General features: G+C 39.1%; 19 protein-coding genes and 3 pseudogenes. 21 read left to right on the top strand and 1 reads right to left on the bottom strand.

The window, feature by feature from the left end; genetic code table 11:
* Positions 1 to 19: 19 nt before the first annotated feature.
* Positions 20 to 1,810 (bottom strand): dihydroorotate dehydrogenase, encoded by a 1,791-nt coding sequence (locus NSQ49_RS09295; RefSeq protein ID WP_159862291.1) that lies wholly within the window; start codon positions 1,808 to 1,810, stop codon positions 20 to 22.
* A 184-nt stretch (positions 1,811 to 1,994) separates the two neighbouring features.
* Here NSQ49_RS09295 and NSQ49_RS09290 point away from each other — a divergent pair, with 184 nt between their 5' ends.
* The 21 genes and pseudogenes from NSQ49_RS09290 to NSQ49_RS09190 all read left to right on the top strand — a co-directional run bounded on the left by NSQ49_RS09290 (position 1,995) and on the right by NSQ49_RS09190 (position 18,576).
* Complete coding sequence (locus NSQ49_RS09290) at positions 1,995 to 2,522, top strand: CueP family metal-binding protein (protein ID WP_251283515.1); 528 nt, start codon at positions 1,995 to 1,997, stop codon at positions 2,520 to 2,522.
* 123 nt (positions 2,523 to 2,645) lie between these two features.
* Positions 2,646 to 3,719: a flavin-containing monooxygenase gene (locus NSQ49_RS09285; RefSeq protein WP_251283514.1), complete on the top strand. Its 1,074-nt coding sequence runs from the start codon at positions 2,646 to 2,648 to the stop codon at positions 3,717 to 3,719.
* Positions 3,720 to 3,755: 36 nt separating this feature from the next.
* A pseudogene (locus NSQ49_RS09280) lies at positions 3,756 to 4,130 on the top strand (hypothetical protein).
* A 302-nt stretch (positions 4,131 to 4,432) separates the two neighbouring features.
* Positions 4,433 to 5,389, top strand: a complete 957-nt coding sequence (locus tag NSQ49_RS09275; protein WP_159862287.1) for an ATP-grasp domain-containing protein — start codon at positions 4,433 to 4,435, stop codon at positions 5,387 to 5,389.
* Positions 5,390 to 5,513: 124 nt separating this feature from the next.
* Positions 5,514 to 5,810, top strand: coding sequence for an RNA polymerase alpha subunit C-terminal domain-containing protein (locus NSQ49_RS09270; protein WP_396398451.1), 297 nt, complete (start codon positions 5,514 to 5,516; stop codon positions 5,808 to 5,810).
* A 181-nt stretch (positions 5,811 to 5,991) separates the two neighbouring features.
* A complete protein-coding gene (locus tag NSQ49_RS09265) occupies positions 5,992 to 6,513 on the top strand; it encodes a DUF402 domain-containing protein (protein WP_251283513.1) in 522 nt (173 codons plus the stop codon).
* Between the two features lie 134 nt (positions 6,514 to 6,647).
* A pseudogene (locus tag NSQ49_RS09260) lies at positions 6,648 to 7,375 on the top strand (alpha/beta fold hydrolase).
* Between the two features lie 237 nt (positions 7,376 to 7,612).
* Complete coding sequence (locus NSQ49_RS09255; protein ID WP_159862284.1) at positions 7,613 to 7,984, top strand: VOC family protein; 372 nt, start codon at positions 7,613 to 7,615, stop codon at positions 7,982 to 7,984.
* 190 nt (positions 7,985 to 8,174) lie between these two features.
* Positions 8,175 to 8,969 carry a MerR family transcriptional regulator gene (locus NSQ49_RS09250; protein ID WP_236566114.1) on the top strand — a complete coding sequence of 265 codons (795 nt, stop codon included), beginning with the start codon at positions 8,175 to 8,177 and terminating at the stop codon, positions 8,967 to 8,969.
* Positions 8,918 to 9,934: a hypothetical protein gene (locus NSQ49_RS09245; protein WP_159862282.1), complete on the top strand. Its 1,017-nt coding sequence runs from the start codon at positions 8,918 to 8,920 to the stop codon at positions 9,932 to 9,934. The genes NSQ49_RS09250 and NSQ49_RS09245 overlap by 52 nt, the downstream gene beginning before the upstream one ends.
* A gap of 277 nt (positions 9,935 to 10,211) precedes the next feature.
* Positions 10,212 to 10,916: an MOSC domain-containing protein gene (locus tag NSQ49_RS09240; RefSeq protein WP_251283512.1), complete on the top strand. Its 705-nt coding sequence runs from the start codon at positions 10,212 to 10,214 to the stop codon at positions 10,914 to 10,916.
* Between the two features lie 123 nt (positions 10,917 to 11,039).
* Entirely contained in the window at positions 11,040 to 11,549 is a 510-nt protein-coding gene (locus tag NSQ49_RS09235) for a GNAT family N-acetyltransferase (RefSeq protein ID WP_159862280.1), read from the top strand.
* A gap of 499 nt (positions 11,550 to 12,048) precedes the next feature.
* The gene (locus tag NSQ49_RS09230; RefSeq protein ID WP_159862279.1) at positions 12,049 to 12,366 is read left to right on the top strand and encodes a PadR family transcriptional regulator; all 318 of its coding nucleotides are present in this window, start codon (positions 12,049 to 12,051) and stop codon (positions 12,364 to 12,366) included.
* Positions 12,363 to 13,076 (top strand): DUF2812 domain-containing protein, encoded by a 714-nt coding sequence (locus NSQ49_RS09225; protein ID WP_159862278.1) that lies wholly within the window; start codon positions 12,363 to 12,365, stop codon positions 13,074 to 13,076. The genes NSQ49_RS09230 and NSQ49_RS09225 overlap by 4 nt, the downstream gene beginning before the upstream one ends.
* A 538-nt stretch (positions 13,077 to 13,614) precedes the next feature.
* A complete protein-coding gene (locus tag NSQ49_RS09220) occupies positions 13,615 to 14,454 on the top strand; it encodes an aminoglycoside 6-adenylyltransferase (RefSeq protein WP_251283510.1) in 840 nt (279 codons plus the stop codon).
* Positions 14,455 to 14,553: 99 nt separating this feature from the next.
* Complete coding sequence (locus NSQ49_RS09215; protein WP_159862445.1) at positions 14,554 to 15,030, top strand: DinB family protein; 477 nt, start codon at positions 14,554 to 14,556, stop codon at positions 15,028 to 15,030.
* 184 nt (positions 15,031 to 15,214) lie between these two features.
* Entirely contained in the window at positions 15,215 to 15,751 is a 537-nt protein-coding gene (locus NSQ49_RS09210; protein WP_251283509.1) for a GNAT family N-acetyltransferase, read from the top strand.
* Between the two features lie 104 nt (positions 15,752 to 15,855).
* A pseudogene (locus NSQ49_RS09205) lies at positions 15,856 to 16,289 on the top strand (NUDIX domain-containing protein).
* A gap of 245 nt (positions 16,290 to 16,534) precedes the next feature.
* Positions 16,535 to 16,990 (top strand): VOC family protein, encoded by a 456-nt coding sequence (locus tag NSQ49_RS09200; RefSeq protein WP_251283508.1) that lies wholly within the window; start codon positions 16,535 to 16,537, stop codon positions 16,988 to 16,990.
* 88 nt (positions 16,991 to 17,078) lie between these two features.
* Positions 17,079 to 17,747: a DNA alkylation repair protein gene (locus NSQ49_RS09195; protein WP_251283507.1), complete on the top strand. Its 669-nt coding sequence runs from the start codon at positions 17,079 to 17,081 to the stop codon at positions 17,745 to 17,747.
* A gap of 283 nt (positions 17,748 to 18,030) precedes the next feature.
* The gene (locus tag NSQ49_RS09190) at positions 18,031 to 18,576 is read left to right on the top strand and encodes a CHAP domain-containing protein (protein ID WP_251283506.1); all 546 of its coding nucleotides are present in this window, start codon (positions 18,031 to 18,033) and stop codon (positions 18,574 to 18,576) included.
* The last annotated feature ends 151 nt before the right edge of the window (positions 18,577 to 18,727 follow it).

The raw sequence follows: 18,727 nt of genomic DNA, 5'->3' as shown, positions 1-18,727 counted from the left end.
AACAAGATCCTGACAGGTTTCAGGATCTTGTTTTTTTTAATAAAAACGGTGCGGTTGCCACAACCCCTATCCCATATAAAAGCAATGCGAAGTAAGCTGGAAGCAGGTGGATGAAATCCGTATAATTTATAAAAAAGTGAGTTAAGATACCAGCTGCGAATGCCGGGATGGCCCCTATGGCGAAGGTCCGCCATACCCAGCGTTCACCCTCGCGGATCCCCCATAAAGCCAGCATCAAGACTAGCAGGCCCACGCTTAACAGTGCACTACCGAATCCTGCACGATCATGTGCAATCACTGGAATCAATTTATCGTTGAATGTGTTAAGAGCTTCCGGAGTAAGACAAAGATAAGTGAGATCTGAAGGCACAAATACATGTGAAGCTCCAATGACTGAAATGACGGCTCCGCCAGCTGTTAAAGAAAAACCCAATAAGACATAGCATAGCTGACCAACTAAGCTCAGCTTCCACTCAGGAGTATTGAACAGGTTTGAACTGGCGGGCGACGCACTTGCCTTTCTTGATTTTATCCAGCCCAAAGTAAAAAGGGGCAGTAAAACAAGCCAGAACAGCCCATGCAGCCAATCAAAATATCCGTAGCCAATAAAAAGGAGAATCCCCAGAAACCCAATCGTGCCAGCTATATTGACTGCTTTTTTTGCCCAGTGGAGGCCATGTCTGATTCCATGTCTGGCTAGCTGCATATAGATGATTCCGCCTGATATCATTGTTCCTGAAAGCGTCATTCTGTCATGGGCCATGAAGTATAAAACGGCAGGGTTAAAATAGATAATATCTTTCCTGAGAATTCCCAAAAAAGATTCATCATAAGGAAGAATCACCGAAGTCATGCTGAAGAAAAGGGCAATGAACCCTGCAATGGTTATAGCCAGGCCAAACAGCCAATACCAGAGCCATCCGCCGTTTTTGACAGGCTCCTTTGGAATTGTACGGCTATAGGCTTCATTGATCCGCTTTGGCAAACCGGGACCGGCGAAAATATACTCATCGCCTAACATGATTAGCGCAGCTCCGCTTTCAAGCAGTGTAATCGCATGTAACGGCTCTTTAATGCAGCCCGAAGTAATGATGGGAAACTCCCTGCTGAATCTTTTCCTGAGGGCTGTCAGCTGCTGAAGGAGTTCTTCATGGGTATTGTAGTCTTCAAGGAGAATTCCGTCCGGGCCATAGTCATGAATCCTCTCTATGTCAAAGTCTGCTGAAAGTGAGAGAATCATAGGTTTATCCATTTCACTTTTCAGCTGGATAAATTGATCAGCTGATGGAAAGGTCTGGCTGTTTAAAATAAACCCATCACTAAAAGGCAGCAGCTCTTCACAAATTAGCTTTGCCTCTTGATCATTTCCTTCAACCTTAGTGAAAAATGGAAGCTTCTTCTTTTTAAGAGACTGAAGCTGCTTCTTTGCTGCAGGTAAATCCACTGAGGATGGTGCAAGTCTATGTATCTTTTCTTCTTTTGGGTTTATATAGAGTTCTTCTTCTGATCCGCTAATGGAAACAGGGCCAATCTCAAGATAACCAAACCCGAGGTTCTGAAAAGCCTTTATCCCCGATAATTGGGGATCCATCCTGGCACTAAGCCCTGCTGGAGTTGCAAAATGAATGCCAAATACATTTTTCGAGATTTTTTGGGATGGTTTTATATGACCAAGGAATTCTATTAAAGCTTCACCGATACGGCTGGATGCGATGATGCTCATTCCGCGGTGGATAAATTCCCGGCTGAAGGAAGGAGGCAGTTTTTGAAGTATTGGCTTGAAAATAGGGTGATACGACCAATCTGGCAAAGAAAAACACCTCTGTATTTTTTTTCTATTTTAACATATAGGCAGAATCATGGTGACGAATGTAAAGAGCTGTTGAGACATTTAAGGAAGAAACATAGTATTGAAGCTTTCATAAATTGTTCATATTTATTTGCTATAGTACTTGATATAGTTAGAGATGAGATTGAAGAAGGATGTGAAAACAATGAAGATCAGATTAGTTCTCGCCGCTTCACTAATTTCTATTGCATTAGCTGGCTGTGGACAAGCAGATTCCAAGGATGATGCTGCTTTAATAACTGATAACATCAAAACATTAGTGAATGATTACAGTGCCGGAAACATAAAGGGCGGGTCTGCCTCCATTACTTCAGAGCAGCTGATGGTTAAAGAAACGGATGGCGAGGAATTAGCCTATGATCTGCCAAAAGATGAATTTTTCGTATCGATTGCCCCTTATGCTAATGAAACCCACCCTTGAACGAATCATAACTTGACAGGTTGTCAAGGTGAACTGGCTGAAAAAGAGTTTGAGGTATATATTGAGGATTCAAAAGGCAATGTAATTTTGAACGATAAAGTTAAATCCCAGGCTAATGGGTTTTTCGATCTGTGGCTTCCAAGAGATAGAACCTATCAAATAAAGATTAAGCATGATGGAAAAGCAGCAGAATCGGAAATTTCAACTTTTAAGAATGATCCTACCTGCATTACCACGATGCAATTAACATAAAGAAAACCGCTGTCGGGCTGCCACTGGGCGGCTTTTTTTGTGGAATTTCGTGTTCCTTTTTTTGGTTATTATGTATAATAATATTCAAATGTATGTTTGAATGTTGTGCTGGGAGAGATGATAATGAAAAGCTATGAAGCTGCTATTATTGGCGGTGGCCAGGCAGGATTAGCGATGGGATATTTTTTGAAAAAAGAAAAGGTTTCCTTTGTGATAATTGAAAAAAACGCTGATGTGGGGGACTCCTGGAGACAAAGATACCATTCCCTTGTTTTATTTACTCCACGCCAATATAGCAGTCTGCCCGGATTGCAAATGAGAGGACCATCAGAAGACTTTCCAACGAAGAATGACATGGCGAAATATCTGAATGACTATGTGAAGCATTTTGATCTTCAAGTCATGCTGAATACGAATGTAAGTAAGTTAAGCAAGGTGCCAGGAGGCTCATTTATGTTAGAAACCAGCAGAGGGAAGATTCAAGCTCAACAAGTCATCATTGCTTCTGGTGCATTTCAGAAACCATTTATTCCTAAAGAGGTGATAAAGGGGATGAATCCTTTTCAGCTTCATTCCTCGGAATATCGCTCACCACAGGAAATACCAGGCGAAGAGATATTGGTTGTTGGCGGGGGCAATTCGGGTGCGCAAATTGCTGCAGAATTAGCCAAAGACAGGAAGGTTACAATAGCAGTAGGTCATCGCTTAAAGTTTTTGCCTTTAACATTTTTCGGAAAAAGCATTTTTTACTGGCTGGATAAACTCGGACTGCTGTTTGCAGGAAAAGATACGATGAAGGGCAGCTGGTTTCAAAAACAGAAGGACCCGATTTTTGGTAAAGAGCTAAAAATGCTCATTAAAAATAGGGAGATTGATGTTAAACCTAAGGTTTTAAAGGTCATCGATAAAGAAGTTCTATTTGAAGATGGGTCACGGAGGAAATTTGAAAATATCATCTGGTCTACAGGCTTCATTCCTTCCTATAACTGGATTCACATAAAAGGTGCTGTCTCTACTGATGGAAAACCGCTGCATAAGAGGGGAATGACTGAAATAGAGGGGCTATACTATCTAGGCTTGCCCTGGCAATACCAGCGCGGATCGGCGCTGATTTGCGGAGTAGGGAAGGACGCTGAGTATTTGCTTGGTGCAATACTGTCTAAAAGAAAAAATAGCCGTGTCATAAATACTATATAACCATATTAAAAAGAGGAAGAGAGGACAGCCTGTAACATGGAAAACGTATCCAATGCAATTAAATTGGAATCCATTAAATCCTTCAAATCGACAATCAGTAAAACTAGAAAAGGCCCTGACTCAGATGACTGCGAAAGATTCTAACACTACTTTGGCAGAAAAGCGTATTAAGCATGCTGCATCGGCTTAGCTGTCCTCGAGAAAGTGTGGAATCAGAGACCCATCCTTATACCGATGAGGATTTAGCAGAAGCCCGCCATGTTCTTAATGGGTTAATGCCTTCACTAGAGAACGCTTATGCCAAGGTTAAAGAAGGGAAGTCCTCAAAGGACACTTTTGAAAAGGAGAATAAAAGCGTTAGAGCTGGCTGTTGAAGAAATTGAAGATTTTTCTGCATTAGAGCAGAAATAAATCTAAGTGAAAATATTTCGAGCTCAGGAATATTCAATTGACAATTTGATCTATTTAAATTATTATCGCTTTAAATAATTTATGAGCTTAATAGTCTTTCTTCTTATTCAGAGAGGGGGAGGGACTGCCCTTTGAAGCTTCAGCATCAGGAGCAGCGCTTGACATATGAGAATAGGGTTAAAAAACTCTCCTATTAGTGATGGAGAGTTTTTTCAAACCTGTAAATCCTACTTAAATGATACGAAAAGTAGATGTTTAAAAAATAGAAGAACAAAATTAAGAGCCAGAAAGGAGTCTGAATCATGAGCAAAGTATATGTTATACATGAAAATAGTGAGTGGACAGTCCATCTGTCAAAAAGATTAGAGGAACTGGGTGTTCCTTATGAGGAATGGCATTTAGACGAAGGAACGCTGGATTTATCGGCAGAACCCCCGGAAGGTATCTTCTATAGTCGGATGAGCGCATCTTCACATACCCGTGATCACCGTTTTGCGGCTGAATTAACCGGACAAGTATTGGCTTGGCTTGAAGCGCATGGGCGTACAGTGATTAATGGAACGGGTGCTTTAAAGCTGGAAGTGAGTAAGGTTTTACAATACTTGGAGTTGAATAAATCGGGTGTGAGGACGCCAAAGACAATTGCGGCGGTTGGAAAACAAAAAATCCTTAAGGCAGCTGAAGCATTTGCCGGACATCCGTTTATCACAAAGCATAATCGTGCCGGCAAAGGTCTGGGTGTTCAATTATTCCATAGTATTGAAGCCCTGAAGACTTATGTGGAAGGCCCTTCCTTCGAAGAACCGGTCGATGGCATTACGCTTATTCAGGAATATATTCAATCTCCAGAGAGCTATATCACGCGCTGTGAATTTGTTGGAGGCCGCTTTGTTTATGCAGTCAGGGTTGATACTTCCGAAGGATTCGAACTTTGTCCAGCTGACGCCTGCCAGATTGGCGATTTATTCTGTCCTGCAGGAGAAGAAGCAGAAGAGAAGCCTAAATTTCAGGTCATTGAAGATTTTGAGGATGAAATATTGGATAGATACAAAGAGGTTTTGGCCAGGAATGGTATTCAAGTAGCCGGCATTGAATTTATCAGAAATGCTGAAGGTGACATATTTACGTATGATATAAATACAAATACAAACTACAACTCTGAGGCGGAAGAGAAAGCCGGAATGTACGGCATGCTCGAATTAGCTGCCTACCTAAAAAAGACATTAGAAGAGAAATACGCTGCAGCAGCAACAATATGAAAAATATCAAGGATCGGCTGTCCATTTCAAGCCGATCTTTTTTTATATTCATGCTTTTGTCGAGTTTGTATAATTAATATACAATTCATAATAGATAACACCGGAATAGAATATGATTGGAGGAATGATTTTGAAAGCAGATAAAAGTTTAAGGGTTTGTGAAAAGGGACATAGGTTTTATAAAAGCAGTGAGTGTAATAGCTGCCCTACATGTGATAAAGAGAATAAACCAAAAAGCGGCTTCCTTTCGAAACTCAGTGCTCCTGCAAGGAATGCACTGACTGGCCAAGGAATAGACACTTTGAAAAAACTATCAAATTACACAGAAAAAGAGATATTAAAAATTCATGGCATTGGGCCAGCTTCCTTGCCTATTATGAGAGCCTCCTTAGAAGAAGAAGGGTTATCATTTAAGCAATAATCTAAGTGGCTTTTCTTATTTGACTATTGTGAAACGATCCTTATCATTAAGCTTTTATTATGATAAATTGAGAAATAAATGTAAAATTCAGGATTTTAATTAAAAGGTTTACTCCTATCAATTGGGCGACTCTCCTATTATCATGCGAAATAGTTAGAATCTTTTTTTGAGGATGATTATATTGAGCAAAGCTGTAAAAATTAAATCCCTTAAATTCCCTAATATTCTTCACTATGAATGGGAAGGCGAATTAATTTCTCACACCTCAGATTATTTACTTGTGCTGTGTAAACCAGGCCGCAAATTAATTCACCATACCAAAAATACTGTTTTTACTATTGATAATACTTCTATAGAGTATTTTTCTTTAAAAGAATGGTTCACAGCTGCGATGGAAGTTGAAGATGGAAAAGTTGTATCTGCTTATTGCAATGTAGCAAAACCATCCTTATTTAATAATGAAGAAATAAGTTTTGTTGATTTAGATTTAGACTTTATTCAGGAGAAGAATAAAGGTTGGACAGTAGTTGATGAGGATGAGTTTGAAATAAATTGTATTAAATATGGGTATTCTGAAGAATTAAAGGTCGAGGCCTTAAGAGCACTTGAAAGGTTAAAAGAAGTGGTGAGACAGGGGAATTTCCCATTCAACAGCCAGGTTGCAGCCCTACTTAAAAATTTCATAGACCTTGAAAATAGGTGACTGATCCCAATCTGGCGGGGCCCTATTCTTTGTTAAAGTCGAGCTGCCGAATCAGGTGGCTTTTTTTGATAGAAACGGGGCAGGTTAGCTGCCTGGGCCCTATTAATTATATCTTAGCTATGGATAGTTGGAGAATGAGAGGAATGAAGGAATTGCTTATACCTATAAGTAATTGTAAACTGTATGCTAGATTGGCAGGGGAAAATAACGGAAAACCAACAGTCATAATGGATGCTGGATATGGAGACTACTCTAAGGCCTGGAATTCAGTATTCAAAGAGATTTCAATGCTCTCCAGTGTACTAGTTTATGATAGAGCCGGACTTGGAAAAAGTGAAGCAAGCTCTAATCCCAGAACCAGCCGGGAGATGGTAAAGGAATTAAAGGAACTGCTTAGTGAAGCCAGGATTAATCCTCCCTATTATTAGTAGGTCATTCATTTGGCGGAGTAAATATGCGGATGTTTGCTGCAGAATATCCAAATGAAGTTCATGGCCTGCTCTTGGTTGACTCAACTCCAGAAGATTATAGAGAGCGCTTTCTCCCTGCAATGTCACTAGATTTTCAACAAGCCTATAACAAACAATTCGTATACGAAGGAAATTATGACGAATTTGTAGAAAGCCTAAAGCAGTTAAAAGACATTAGACAAAAGCTAAATGTACCATTAATTGTTCTTTCAGCGGGTAAGAAAGCTCATTATTCTATGGAATCACAAAAGTTATGGAATGAAATGCAGAGAGAGATTCTTGAAATATCTACAGATGGGGAATTGGTAATTGCTGAAAACAGTGCTCACTATATACAAAATGATGAACCGGAAGTTGTAGTGTGTGCGATAAAAAGGTTACTTGAAAAATAGTCTAAATTTGCAGCACCTTTTTCAGTGAATGCCCATTCTTAGATCTTCTTCAGCCTTTCATCCGATTATTTTCGGGCTGTTAACTATCGGAATTTTGGTGCTGGCGTTATCTTTAATATTTACTGGCTCCAGCTCCAGGATTAGTTCTCAACGCAATCTTTTACTGATACTTCTGGCGATTTCAGGAGGCTGGAGCGTCTGGTATCAATATACCGGATTAACTAAAGGAGAGAAGCTATGTGTAATTCATTTATTGAACAAGTGCATTATATTAGAATTCCTGTAAAAGATTTAGAACTGTCTGCACAATGGTATAGAGACGTTTTAGGGCTCCAGTTACTAAACAAGACTAAGGAACTTGCCATTATAAAAGTAAATGAAGGACCTTTCTTACTTATCTTAGTCCCTACCCCAGATGAAACATTTGCCCATTTTACATTGGATAATGAACCAGAATTCAGCATTGGTTTTACTAGTCCAGAACTATCTAAATTTCATCAGCACTTAAGGGATCATCAAGTTAAGGTGGAGGATATAAAAGAAGATAATGGTCATGCCTTTTTCCACTTTTATGATCCAAATGGCAATAAACTTCAAGTACACTGGTAAGAAGAAGGGGAACGCCCAAATCAGACGTTCCTCTATTTTTTTGCCTGAAAAACACCAATACTATTTAACAAAGACTAAATTAAGTTCCGTCTGCCCAAAAAGTTTAAAAAGGGTACTTGAACCTAACACGGTGTCAGGTTGTATAGTAATGTTGCCAGTGAAAATAATTGTATGAAAAGAGGGGTTGATAATGGATAAAAAAACGTGGAAAGTTGGAGAATTAGCTAAGCAAACTGGACTCACGGTACGAATGCTCCATCACTATGACAAAATTGGTTTGTTTACTCCTTCGAAGTCTTCTGAAAAGGGACATAGAATCTATACGGAAACAGATATTTCCAGGCTGCAGCAAATTATGTCACTTAAGCAGCTGGGTTTTGCCTTAGAAGAGATTAAGAGGATGATGGAAAATCCAAAGCTGAATCCGGCCGAAGTGATAAAAGTACAGCTGGAAAGTGTAAGAGAGTCAATACAGATTCAAGAACAATTGTGCAGCCGTTTGGAAAGGATTTATGAATTGCTTAACAGTCAGCAGGAAGTGGAGTCAGAGCAATTCCTAAACTTAATTGAAGTGATCAATAGGAGTAAGGATAAATACTTTACCCAGGATCAACAGGAAAAGATGTTCAAACAGCTTGGATTAGAGGAAAGAAAGCAGATGGTCAGTGAATGGCTAGAAATAACTGCAAAGATTCGCTGTGAATATGAGAAGGGAATACCGCCTGAGAATCTGACGGTTATACAATTGGTGAAACAATGGGCTGAATTATTCAATCAGTTGAGTTTTGGGGATTCCGATTTAACCAAAGCAGCTGCCCACTATTATAAAGAGAATCCTGAAATAGGGGAGAGACTTGGACTGGATAGACATCTTGCTGACTACATCAAGAAAGCTGAGTTACACATTGATCTTGATAAGAAAGGGAAAGAATCATGCGGGGAAAAGGAATCACCTACGATACCGGCTTTATTAATGCCGGAATAACTACCCGTGAACAGTTTGATCCGGAGGTTGTCCAGCGGGAAATGCGGATTATTCGAGAGGATCTGCACTGTACAGCAGTGCGCATTACGGGAGGAGATCCAGAACGATTGAAGTTAGCGGCTGACCATGCTGCTAACGCCGGTCTGGACATCTGGCTCTGTCCGTTCACATGTGATCTGACAGCTGATGAGCTCCTTGCCATCCTCGCAGACTGTGCCGAACACGCCGAGCATCTACGGAAGCAGGGTGCTGAAATAGTATTTGTAACGGGATCCGAACTGAGCCTGTTTACTGCCGGCCTTCTTCCAGGTGATACCTTCAAAGAGAGGGTTAAGCTTCTGACTGCGCCACATAAACTGCGAGAGGTTATTGGAGAGCTCCCTATCCGAATCAACGCCTTTCTCGACAAGGCTGTGGGAGTTGTCCGTAAGCGGTTTGGCGGGAAGATCAGCTATGCATCGCTCCCGTTTGAAGGCGTCGACTGGACACCTTTTGATTTCATTTCAACCGATGCGGGCTATCGATCCATAGAAGACGCAGAGCGTTTTAGCGATGGCGTCCGTGCCTTAGTCTCGCAAGGAAAGCCTGTCGCGATAACCGAGTTCGGATGCACCACTTATTGCGGAGCCGCTGACAGAGGCGGGCGCGGAGATATGATCGTCGAGTGGGGGGAGGACGGCAGGCCAATCCGCCTGAACGGCGAATACACCCGGGATGAGGCGGAACAAGCCAGATACTTATGTGAACTGCTGGACATTTTCAACACGGAAGGTGTAGACACTGCATTCGTTAACACCTTCGCTCGCTACGACCTGCCACACCGCAGCAATCCCAGCAAAGACTTCGACTTGGCTAGTTACGGAGTGGTAAAGGTGCTTGAAGATCGACTCGGCCGCACATACCCGGATATGCCTTGGGAACCCAAGACTGCGTTCACGGCTCTTGCCGATTATTATAAAGGCTGAATTGAGTTGGGTTTAGTTTGCCAATTGGTTTAGTATGTATAAGAGAACAATCCTTTGAAACTCACCCTTAAATAAGGGAGGGTTTCTTTTTTCAGGGTGTAAATATTGAACCATGGTGGCGCGCCGATCGTACCAGTAATTGGCTCAATAAGATGCGCTAGTCTTTAAAGATCAAGCCCTTGAATTATTATTGACTAACAAGGCAGGTTTCTTGAAGAAGAATATAAAATAAATATAAGAGAAAAAAATACTTCAAAAGAAACATGGGGGTAAAGCTTTGAATGATAAAGCAGGGAGTTTGAAGGAAATTTACCGTTTTCCGGTAAAATCAATTCTGGGAGAGCCATTGTCGAAAGCTTCAGTTGATGAGCGCGGTCTTATTGGAGATCGCCTGTGGGCAATAAAAAACACAAATGGAAAGTTCGGCAGCGGGAAGACAACACGCCGCTTTCAGCGGATGGATGGGTTATTTCAATTTAAGTCTCGATATGAGGGGACTGTTCCAATCATTAAGATGCCTGATGGAACTGAATATCGAGCTGATAACCATGTCATAAATGAGAAGTTGACTGAGTGTCTTGGGGTTCAAGTATCCTTGTCAAGAGAAGAGTCTATCTCTCATTTTGATGAGGGACCAATCAGTATCATTACAACTTCCGCACTGCGTCAGTTGAGTAAGGAATTAGGAGAGCCGGCAGACATTCGCCGTTTTAGGGCAAACTTTTTAATTGATACAGAAGCACCGGGATACCTGGAAGATGATTGGATTGACCGATTAATTAAAGTCGGACCAAATGTTATTCTGAGAGTGGCTGCTCTGCTTCCAAGGTGTGTAATGGTGAATAATCAACAAGAGGACTTAAAAGAGGATGATCGAATCCTCCGGCACCTGGTTAATAATCATAATGGAACATTCGGCGTTTGGGCAAAGGTTGTACGTTTTGGTGAAGTCAAGGTTGGCGATGAGGTAATCCTACAATAATGTCTTTTGCTATTAATTAAACAATCGAACCAAATACGGTTATGTAGATCGTGCACATCATGCATCTATCACCATGAAGTTCCGCGAGTAATAACAAAATAAAAAGTCAGTAAGGTGAATCAAATGCTAACAATTTTACAAGAAGAACAATTTGAAAGCTTCTATCAATTAATGGAAGACTCCTTCCCTCGTGATGAATATAGGCCCTATCAAACACAACGTGCATTACTTTCTCACCCTAACTATCAAATATATGTTTATGAAAAAGATCACGAGCTTGCTGCTTTTTTTGCTGCATGGGAAGGACCTGATTTTATCTTCCTGGAGCATTTTGCAGTTAAAGAAAGCTTTCGCAATGGCGGCTTAGGGTCGAAGCTTCTTCAAGAATTTCTTATGCAGCATGAAAAACCTGTCGTGATTGAAATCGAACCGCCTGAGGGAGAAATCGAAAAAAGAAGAGCGGATTTTTATGAACGAAATGGCTTTAGCCTTAGTCAGTGGGGGTATGTTCAACCAGCACTTGCAAAAGGGCAAAGTTCGGTTGCGCTTGTATTAATGTCTTACCCTGCACCATTACAAGAACAAGCATATCAATCCTTTAAAAACTGGGTATTTAAGCATGTTTATTCATAAGAATGATGTTAATGGATTTTTCAGAAAGCAGAACCCCTATCTAAATCGAGAAATTGTACTTCCATAAAAGGCGAAAAACAATCAAGATCTTTTGACAATAAGGATCTTCTTGATAACGCGCAGGAAACAATGACTTAATCTTCAACTAACAGGCAATTTTGTTGAAGCTCTAAAGTAATTGGAATTCACTTGCTATTCCGGTTACAGTTTGATTAGTTCTTGCTTTCATTATATTTATTCTAATCTCTTTCATTTTCGAACAAATTCTGTCGCTGTCGTTCAGGCAGCTTTTTTGTATTGATAAATAAAATCATGTGTTTGAAGATTTAGAGGGGAACCATATTAAGGGCTCTTTTTTAATTATAAAGTACAAATTACAAAAATTTTATATATCATTATGTGATATAACTCTAGACATATATATAATATGATGATATATTGTTTTTAGATACATGTATCATATAGTGATATATCTTAATGAGATATAGAGGGTGATGGATTGAAGAAAAAGGAGCAATTAACGGATTCGATGTTTTACATTATGGCTGCTTTAACGAAGCCAAGGCATGGCTACGCCATTATGAGCTTAATTGAGGAAACAACAAAAGGAGAAATTACGATAGGACCTGCTTCAATGTACACGATAATTAGAAAATTATTAAATCAAGACTGGATTTATTTGCATGATGGGTCAGATTCAAGGCGAAAGACGTATCTGCTTACTGACAAGGGCAGGGAAGTATTAGAAGAAGATGTGAAGATTAGGAAACTGATGATTCACTTAGCAGAATCGGGACTGAAGGAGGGGGAAGAATGAAACAAACAAAGTATATCATGTCAGGCGGGCTAGCTTTTTCAGAGGATAAGGATATGGAAAAATTACGCCGTTTTTCATTGAAAGGCTGGCATGTCAGTGGTTTTAAAGGTATGGGATATACTTTGAAAAAAGGGGAAAGTGCAGATTATATCTACAGTGTAGATTACCGTTCATTAAAAGGGGATGAAGAAGAATACTTTGCCTTTTTTTCAGCTTCTGGATGGTCGCATATTGCTTCAGAAGGAGATATTCATTTATTTCGAGCGAAACCTAATACAAAACCGATTTATAGCGACCGTGACACATCTGCTGAAAAGTATGAAAATTTAGCTCATACTATGAATTATTTTGCCATCCCGTTCATTTTAGTAACAGTTCTTGCATGGGTTGGAGCAGCGCTAAGCTCCGCTCTAGTTCAATCAATACTGTTTGCAATAGCTGTTATTTTCACTGCCATTGCCATTCCGGCAGCTTGGACTGTAATCGCGACGTACAAGAACAAATGGAAGGTAAAAGAAAAAAATGGATTAGTTGTTCTTATAAAGACTATTCCAGTTCTGGTCTTCTTAATAGCTGTTTTTATTTTGTTATATGCAAATGGCAATACATTTAACATGTTAATGTATATGCTTATTGGAGCAATCACACTTCCGGCTGCTATTTGGGTTATTATGTCTTTCTATACTAAAGTGTGGGAGAAGAAAGCTTAGTATACGTTTTTAGACCTTTTTATTGCTCCTGCTTGTGTTGCTAATTAAAGAGCAGCTGCCGATAAGGCAGCTTTTTCTTTTAATACAAGAGAGGAGAAGGTTGTTACAGAATAAGGTGATAAAAAAGGAATTAAATTCATCCTCGGAGAATTTAAAAGTAAATATAGAAAATAGAGTGTCTTATATGGGAGGCGCAAAATGCCAGTATTTTTAACCAGTCTTTTTTCAGCTATGATTATTTTTATTACTGTTTTTTTATGATTAAAGTCTTAAGTATTGCTTATAAAAGAGAAGAAATACCCGTTCTTAAATTTAGAGTTTTAGCAGCATCTTATATAGTTATCGGTGTTTTAGTTGCTTCAGTTTTGCCCTTTGGCTATCAAAGAATATTTGATATAATCCTTTAATCCGTTTATGGGTAAAGATAGAAGTATTATTATGCATACATTTACTTAAAATTACGGGTGCCTATACTCAAGATCAGCTGCTAATCAAGGAGCTTTTTTCTATTTGTGCTAAAGGGGCAGGTGAAAGAAGAGTGGGCTTTGTAAGCAAACATTTAGAAAGAGATCAATCACTGCCTAAATATCGGGATGTTCTCTTGGAAAACGCATTAAATGATCTTACATCAGATTCCAATGTTTTGGCTATTTATCTAGCAGGTTCACTGGCGAGAGGGAACTTTGACAATTACTCAGATATTGATTTACACACTGTTGTCACTCCTGAAAAGAAAGCGGATTTTATTAAAGAGAAAGGTAATAGAGCTGGAAAATGGGGAAATGTTTTATTTTATGAAGACTTCCATCCTTCTTCCCCAGTTATAGTTACCCATTACGATTCTTTTGTAAAGGTAGATAGCTGGTATCATTCGCCTGAGGAGGTTAAACCGTCTATTTGGTTAAAGGGATATAAAGTTCTTTATGACCCAAATAACATGATTAGTGTGGTGATTAATGACTCTTCACATGAGGTGTATAAACCATCACCGGAGGAAGTTGAGTTTTGGCGAGGCAAACTCTTTGCTTTAATACACGAAACTTACCGTGCGGTTATGAGGAATGAAAATTATTATGCTTTATCTAACTTAGATAGAGTACGCTGGTTAATTGTTTCTGGCTGGTTTATGGAGATGGAACAGCATTTGGATAGCCCCTACGGTGTTTGGTCTAAAATTGAGGGGAATAGAAGCAAATTGAAAGGCTGGCAATTATCGCTCTTGGAAAGCTGGGATTGTGGCCGTAACACTAATCAAATTATGAAAACAATGGGTAGCATGGTACCAGAAATTCTTAGGCTGAATAAACATCTAAGTATCCAAGTGAATATAAAAGAAAATGAGGAACAACTCAAAAAAATAATAGGAATGGCTTACTAATATTAAGAAATTTAAAAGTATCTTTTTACTATAAGGGTGTCAAAGTAAATATATAGAATAATATAAAAGGTAAATGAGAACTTATGAGGAGTGATTACAATAGCTGACATAAAAGATCTTCTTTCTGACCAATTTCTGGCGAATGCCAATGATGCCAGTTGGTATAAGCCTTTTTCAGAATCCGTGGAAAATCTAACAGAAAAACAGGCATTTTGGAAGCCAAACGAGAATTGTCCCAGTATTGCTGAGATTGTACAGCATTTAATATATTGGAATCAATGCTGGCAGACCAGGTATATGAAATCCAGCATGGATGCTGTCCCTTCCATTGCAGATAACAAAGAGAGTTTTAAAATTCCGGAAAATACTACCTTTCATGACTTAAAAAGAACGCTGCTTGCTGTACTTTTAAAATGGGATGGTTTATTATCCGCAGATAAAATAGAAAGTGACGTAATCGGTTTTCCGGAACAGGCTAAATGGTGGCATATTCTGAGTAATTCAACAACCCATAATGCCTATCATATTGGTCAAATTATTTTTATTCGAAAACTGCAAAACAGTTGGAACAGATAAAGAAGAAGGCAGCGTTTATCCAGGTGGGATTGGATTAACGCTATTTTTTTGTTGGTAATTTACCTTATAGGCGGTTCAGAGGAAGCCTGGCGTTAAGCAGGTAAAAATACTCCTTTTATTGAAATAAAATAAACCGGGACTGCTAACCAGGGCACCAGGTAATATTTTGTAAAGCGGTGAATTCATGAATATGATAGAAAGATTTGGTGATATACCTAAAATAGAAACGGAACGTCTCATTCTTAGAAAAATCACCTTAGATGATGCAGAAGATATGTCTTTATATGCCTCGAATGAAGATGTAACAAGATATGTAACCTGGGATACACATTCTTCATTAACAGATACAATTGACTTTATAAATAACTTTTTGCCTCAATATGATGCCCCGTGGGGGATAGAGCTCAAAGAAAGCGGTAAATTTATTGGAACAGTTCATTTTGTTTGGTGGCAGCCAAGACACAATAGTGCTGAAATTGGATATGTCTTATCAAAAGAATACTGGGGCAAAGGGTTAATTACGGAAGCAGCAGAGGCAATCACCACTTTTGGGTTCGAAAGTATGAACTTAGTTCGTATTCAGGCAAGATGCTTCTTAGAAAATGAGGGTTCAGAGCGTGTTATGAAAAAGTTGGGGATGTCATTTGAAGGTATAAACAGAAAAGTTATGTATGTAAAAGGGGAACATAAAGACTTAAAGATGTACTCTTTAGTAAAGTAATAGAGCAATTTGCTTACTCAGGGAAGTTTAGGTGAAGAAAAAACTGGTCCTTTATATACCGGAGAGAATTTATAAAGAAATAACTAACTCTAGGTGGTTAGATAATGGGAATGTCAGATTACTATAAGAAACTCCGAGAAAAAGTAGGGAATGAACTAATCTTTATGCCCTGTGCAGCAGGGATTGTTCGAAACGATTTGCGAGAAATTTTATTACCATACAAAGGAAATGGTGAAAAGTGGAGTCTTCCTGCTGGTGCCATTGAACTTGGAGAAGCACCTGCTGAAGCAGTTATTCGAGACGTATGGGAAGAGACAGGATTAAATGTTTTACCCAAGAAGTTATTAGGTATATTTGGCGGGGAGGACTTTCGATATCAATATCCTACTGGTCATCAAGTGGAGTATAACGTCTTTATGTTTGAATGCATTATTCAGAGTGGCAGAGTGGTGAACTATATCCAATCGATAATGAGACTGCTGAACTTCAATATTTTAATCCAATCCATATGCCTGAAATGGCTTTACCATATCCATAGGGAATCTAGTGAAGTATATTTTCAGCGGAATGACGAGTGGTTAAAAAATCCTGCTCAAAAATAACCTTTGCCTGTTGAACGAAAGGATGCTTAAGTGCAAGATCAGCTGCTAATCGGCAGCTTTTTTTTTGGACAGACTGAGATTCCTATTAATCCTACATCTAAAGTTGCAGGGGATATCAAACTATGCCTGGAGGTAATCATCTCATAGAAATGTAAAATTTCATGTAAGGAGGTTATATAAAATGATTAGAGGATTATATGAAGCGCATTTGCCAGTTAGTCATTTACAAAAGTCAATTGAATTTTACGAAGGCATAGGCTTAAAGTTAGCAATCAGGTATGAGAAGACAGCGTTTTTTTGGATAGTAGAGAATAATAGCTGGATTGGTTTATGGGAAAATGACCAAAGTGTTAATATAAATTACCATCCATCCTTAAGACATATAGCGTTTAAAGTGGATCTTGAGGATTTGAAAAATGCAAAGCAATGGTTAAAGCAAAGGGGGATTGATCTGCGTGAAGAGTTCGGATTTAAGCCTGATGAGCCAATTGTAATGCCAGATCAATCTCATGCTATGGTGTATTTTCATGATCCAGATGGGAATTCATTAGAATTTATCTGCAAACTCCCTTCAGAGCCTGAGAACTCACCAGCTATGTACTTAAGTGAGTGGGAAAAACTCAAAAGCATTAATTGAAGTTGTAAAGTTTTCGAACTATACTTGGAGATAAAAAATAGAACGTCAACTACATATTAAAAAAGTGTTAAAAAAGGAGTGGTATAAAATGAACGAAAATAAAGCTGCAGAAATAAAACGCTCTTCAAAAGCAGAAAACATCTTATCTCAGATCGATAGTAAAACCAAGCTGGGCGATTTACGAAAAATCGCGAAGGTCATAAAAAAGGATCACGAACTAGCTATGGAACTATGGTCAAGCGAAGAGTATTTGCCCAGACTTTTAGCAATCCTAATTATGGACAAAAAACTTCTTTCACAAGATGTCCTCGATAAGCTTGATAAGGATATGCAGATTCACACGATTGATGAGCGAAATAACTTAATGGATTGGTTAATGGCTAATCAGCTCAATAAAGATAAGAAGACAGTTGCATTGATGGAGTCATGGGAAACTAGTCCTTCTACTCTACAAAGGCGAGCTTTCTGGTATTATCAAGCACGGTTGAGATGGACTGGACAAACACCGCCTGATAACACCGAAGACTTGCTATCTGCGTTAGAAGCTAATATTTCGCAGGAAGAACCGGAAGTACAATGGGCTATGAATTTCACCGCAGGCTGGATAGGCGTTTATGATGAAAAGAATCGTGCACGCTGTATTAAAATTGGCGAGAAAACGGGTCTTTACAAAGATGAAAAGGTATCAAAAGGATGTACTCCCAACTATTTGCCGGAGTTCATAAAGATTGAAGTTAACAAACGACATAATAAATAGTTAGCACTAATTTTAAGCTATTTACGGACGAAAAAAGCAGCCTATACAGCTGCTTTTTTTGTGTTCTTACTAGATTAATTAAGTACTGTAGGTCAATTTTTGCTACAGCTGGTTATATCTATTCTTCCAAGCATCTGGTGTTCTAACGAGCCGCCATACTCAACTGGCGTTGAAAATTTTTCGATTAAAATAGGTACTAGTCCATGTATCCTGTAACTGGGTTTTATATTGACGCATCTAATAAAGTAGTGGCTTGTATTACCGTTTTAAGGAGGTGCAGGATGTGACTGATGTATCCATTGTCATTGAAATAGCCAAAGCAGAAGTTGGCTATCTTGAAAAGGCAAGTAACAGGGATCTTGATGACAAGACCGCTAATGCTGGTGTTAATAATTTCACTAAGTACGCAAGAGATTTAGATGCCATCAGCGGATTTTATATTGGTGAAAAACAAGGATATGCCTGGTGCGACGTATTTGTTGACTGGTGCTTTGTACAAGCTTACGGAGTAGAAGAAGCGAAGAAGCTTTTGTGCCATGGAGAGCGTGGGGCTAGCTGCGCACATTCCGCTCTATATTTTAAAAATAACGGTCAATATTATACGTCCGGCCCGAAAATTGGTGATCAAATTTTCTTTGGCTCCAACATTCAATGTGTTAGTCATACAGGAATTGTTTATGCGGTTGATTCCACATATGTATATACAATCGAAGGCAATACTTTCGGGGCTTCCAGCGAGATTTCCAACGGAGGCGGCGTTAGCAAGAAGTTTTATACTTTGTCTAATCAAAAGATTGCCGGTTACGGAAGGCCGAATTATAACATATAGGTAATGGTGAAATTACTAATTTATAGATGGGAACGTGTTTTCTTTCATTATTTGAAAGTGGATTGACATTGATTTTTAAGTCACAATTAACTCTCAGTAAGCACAGCTGCTTATTATAACAAGAGCATATGTTCATGACCGGCTGCTGAAT

It is taken from the genome of Cytobacillus sp. FSL R5-0377, assembly GCF_038004385.1.
Classification (GTDB): Bacteria; Bacillota; Bacilli; order Bacillales; family Cytobacillaceae; genus Cytobacillus.
Note: the sequence above shows the minus strand (reverse complement) of the source record. Positions and strands in the feature narration are given on the sequence as shown.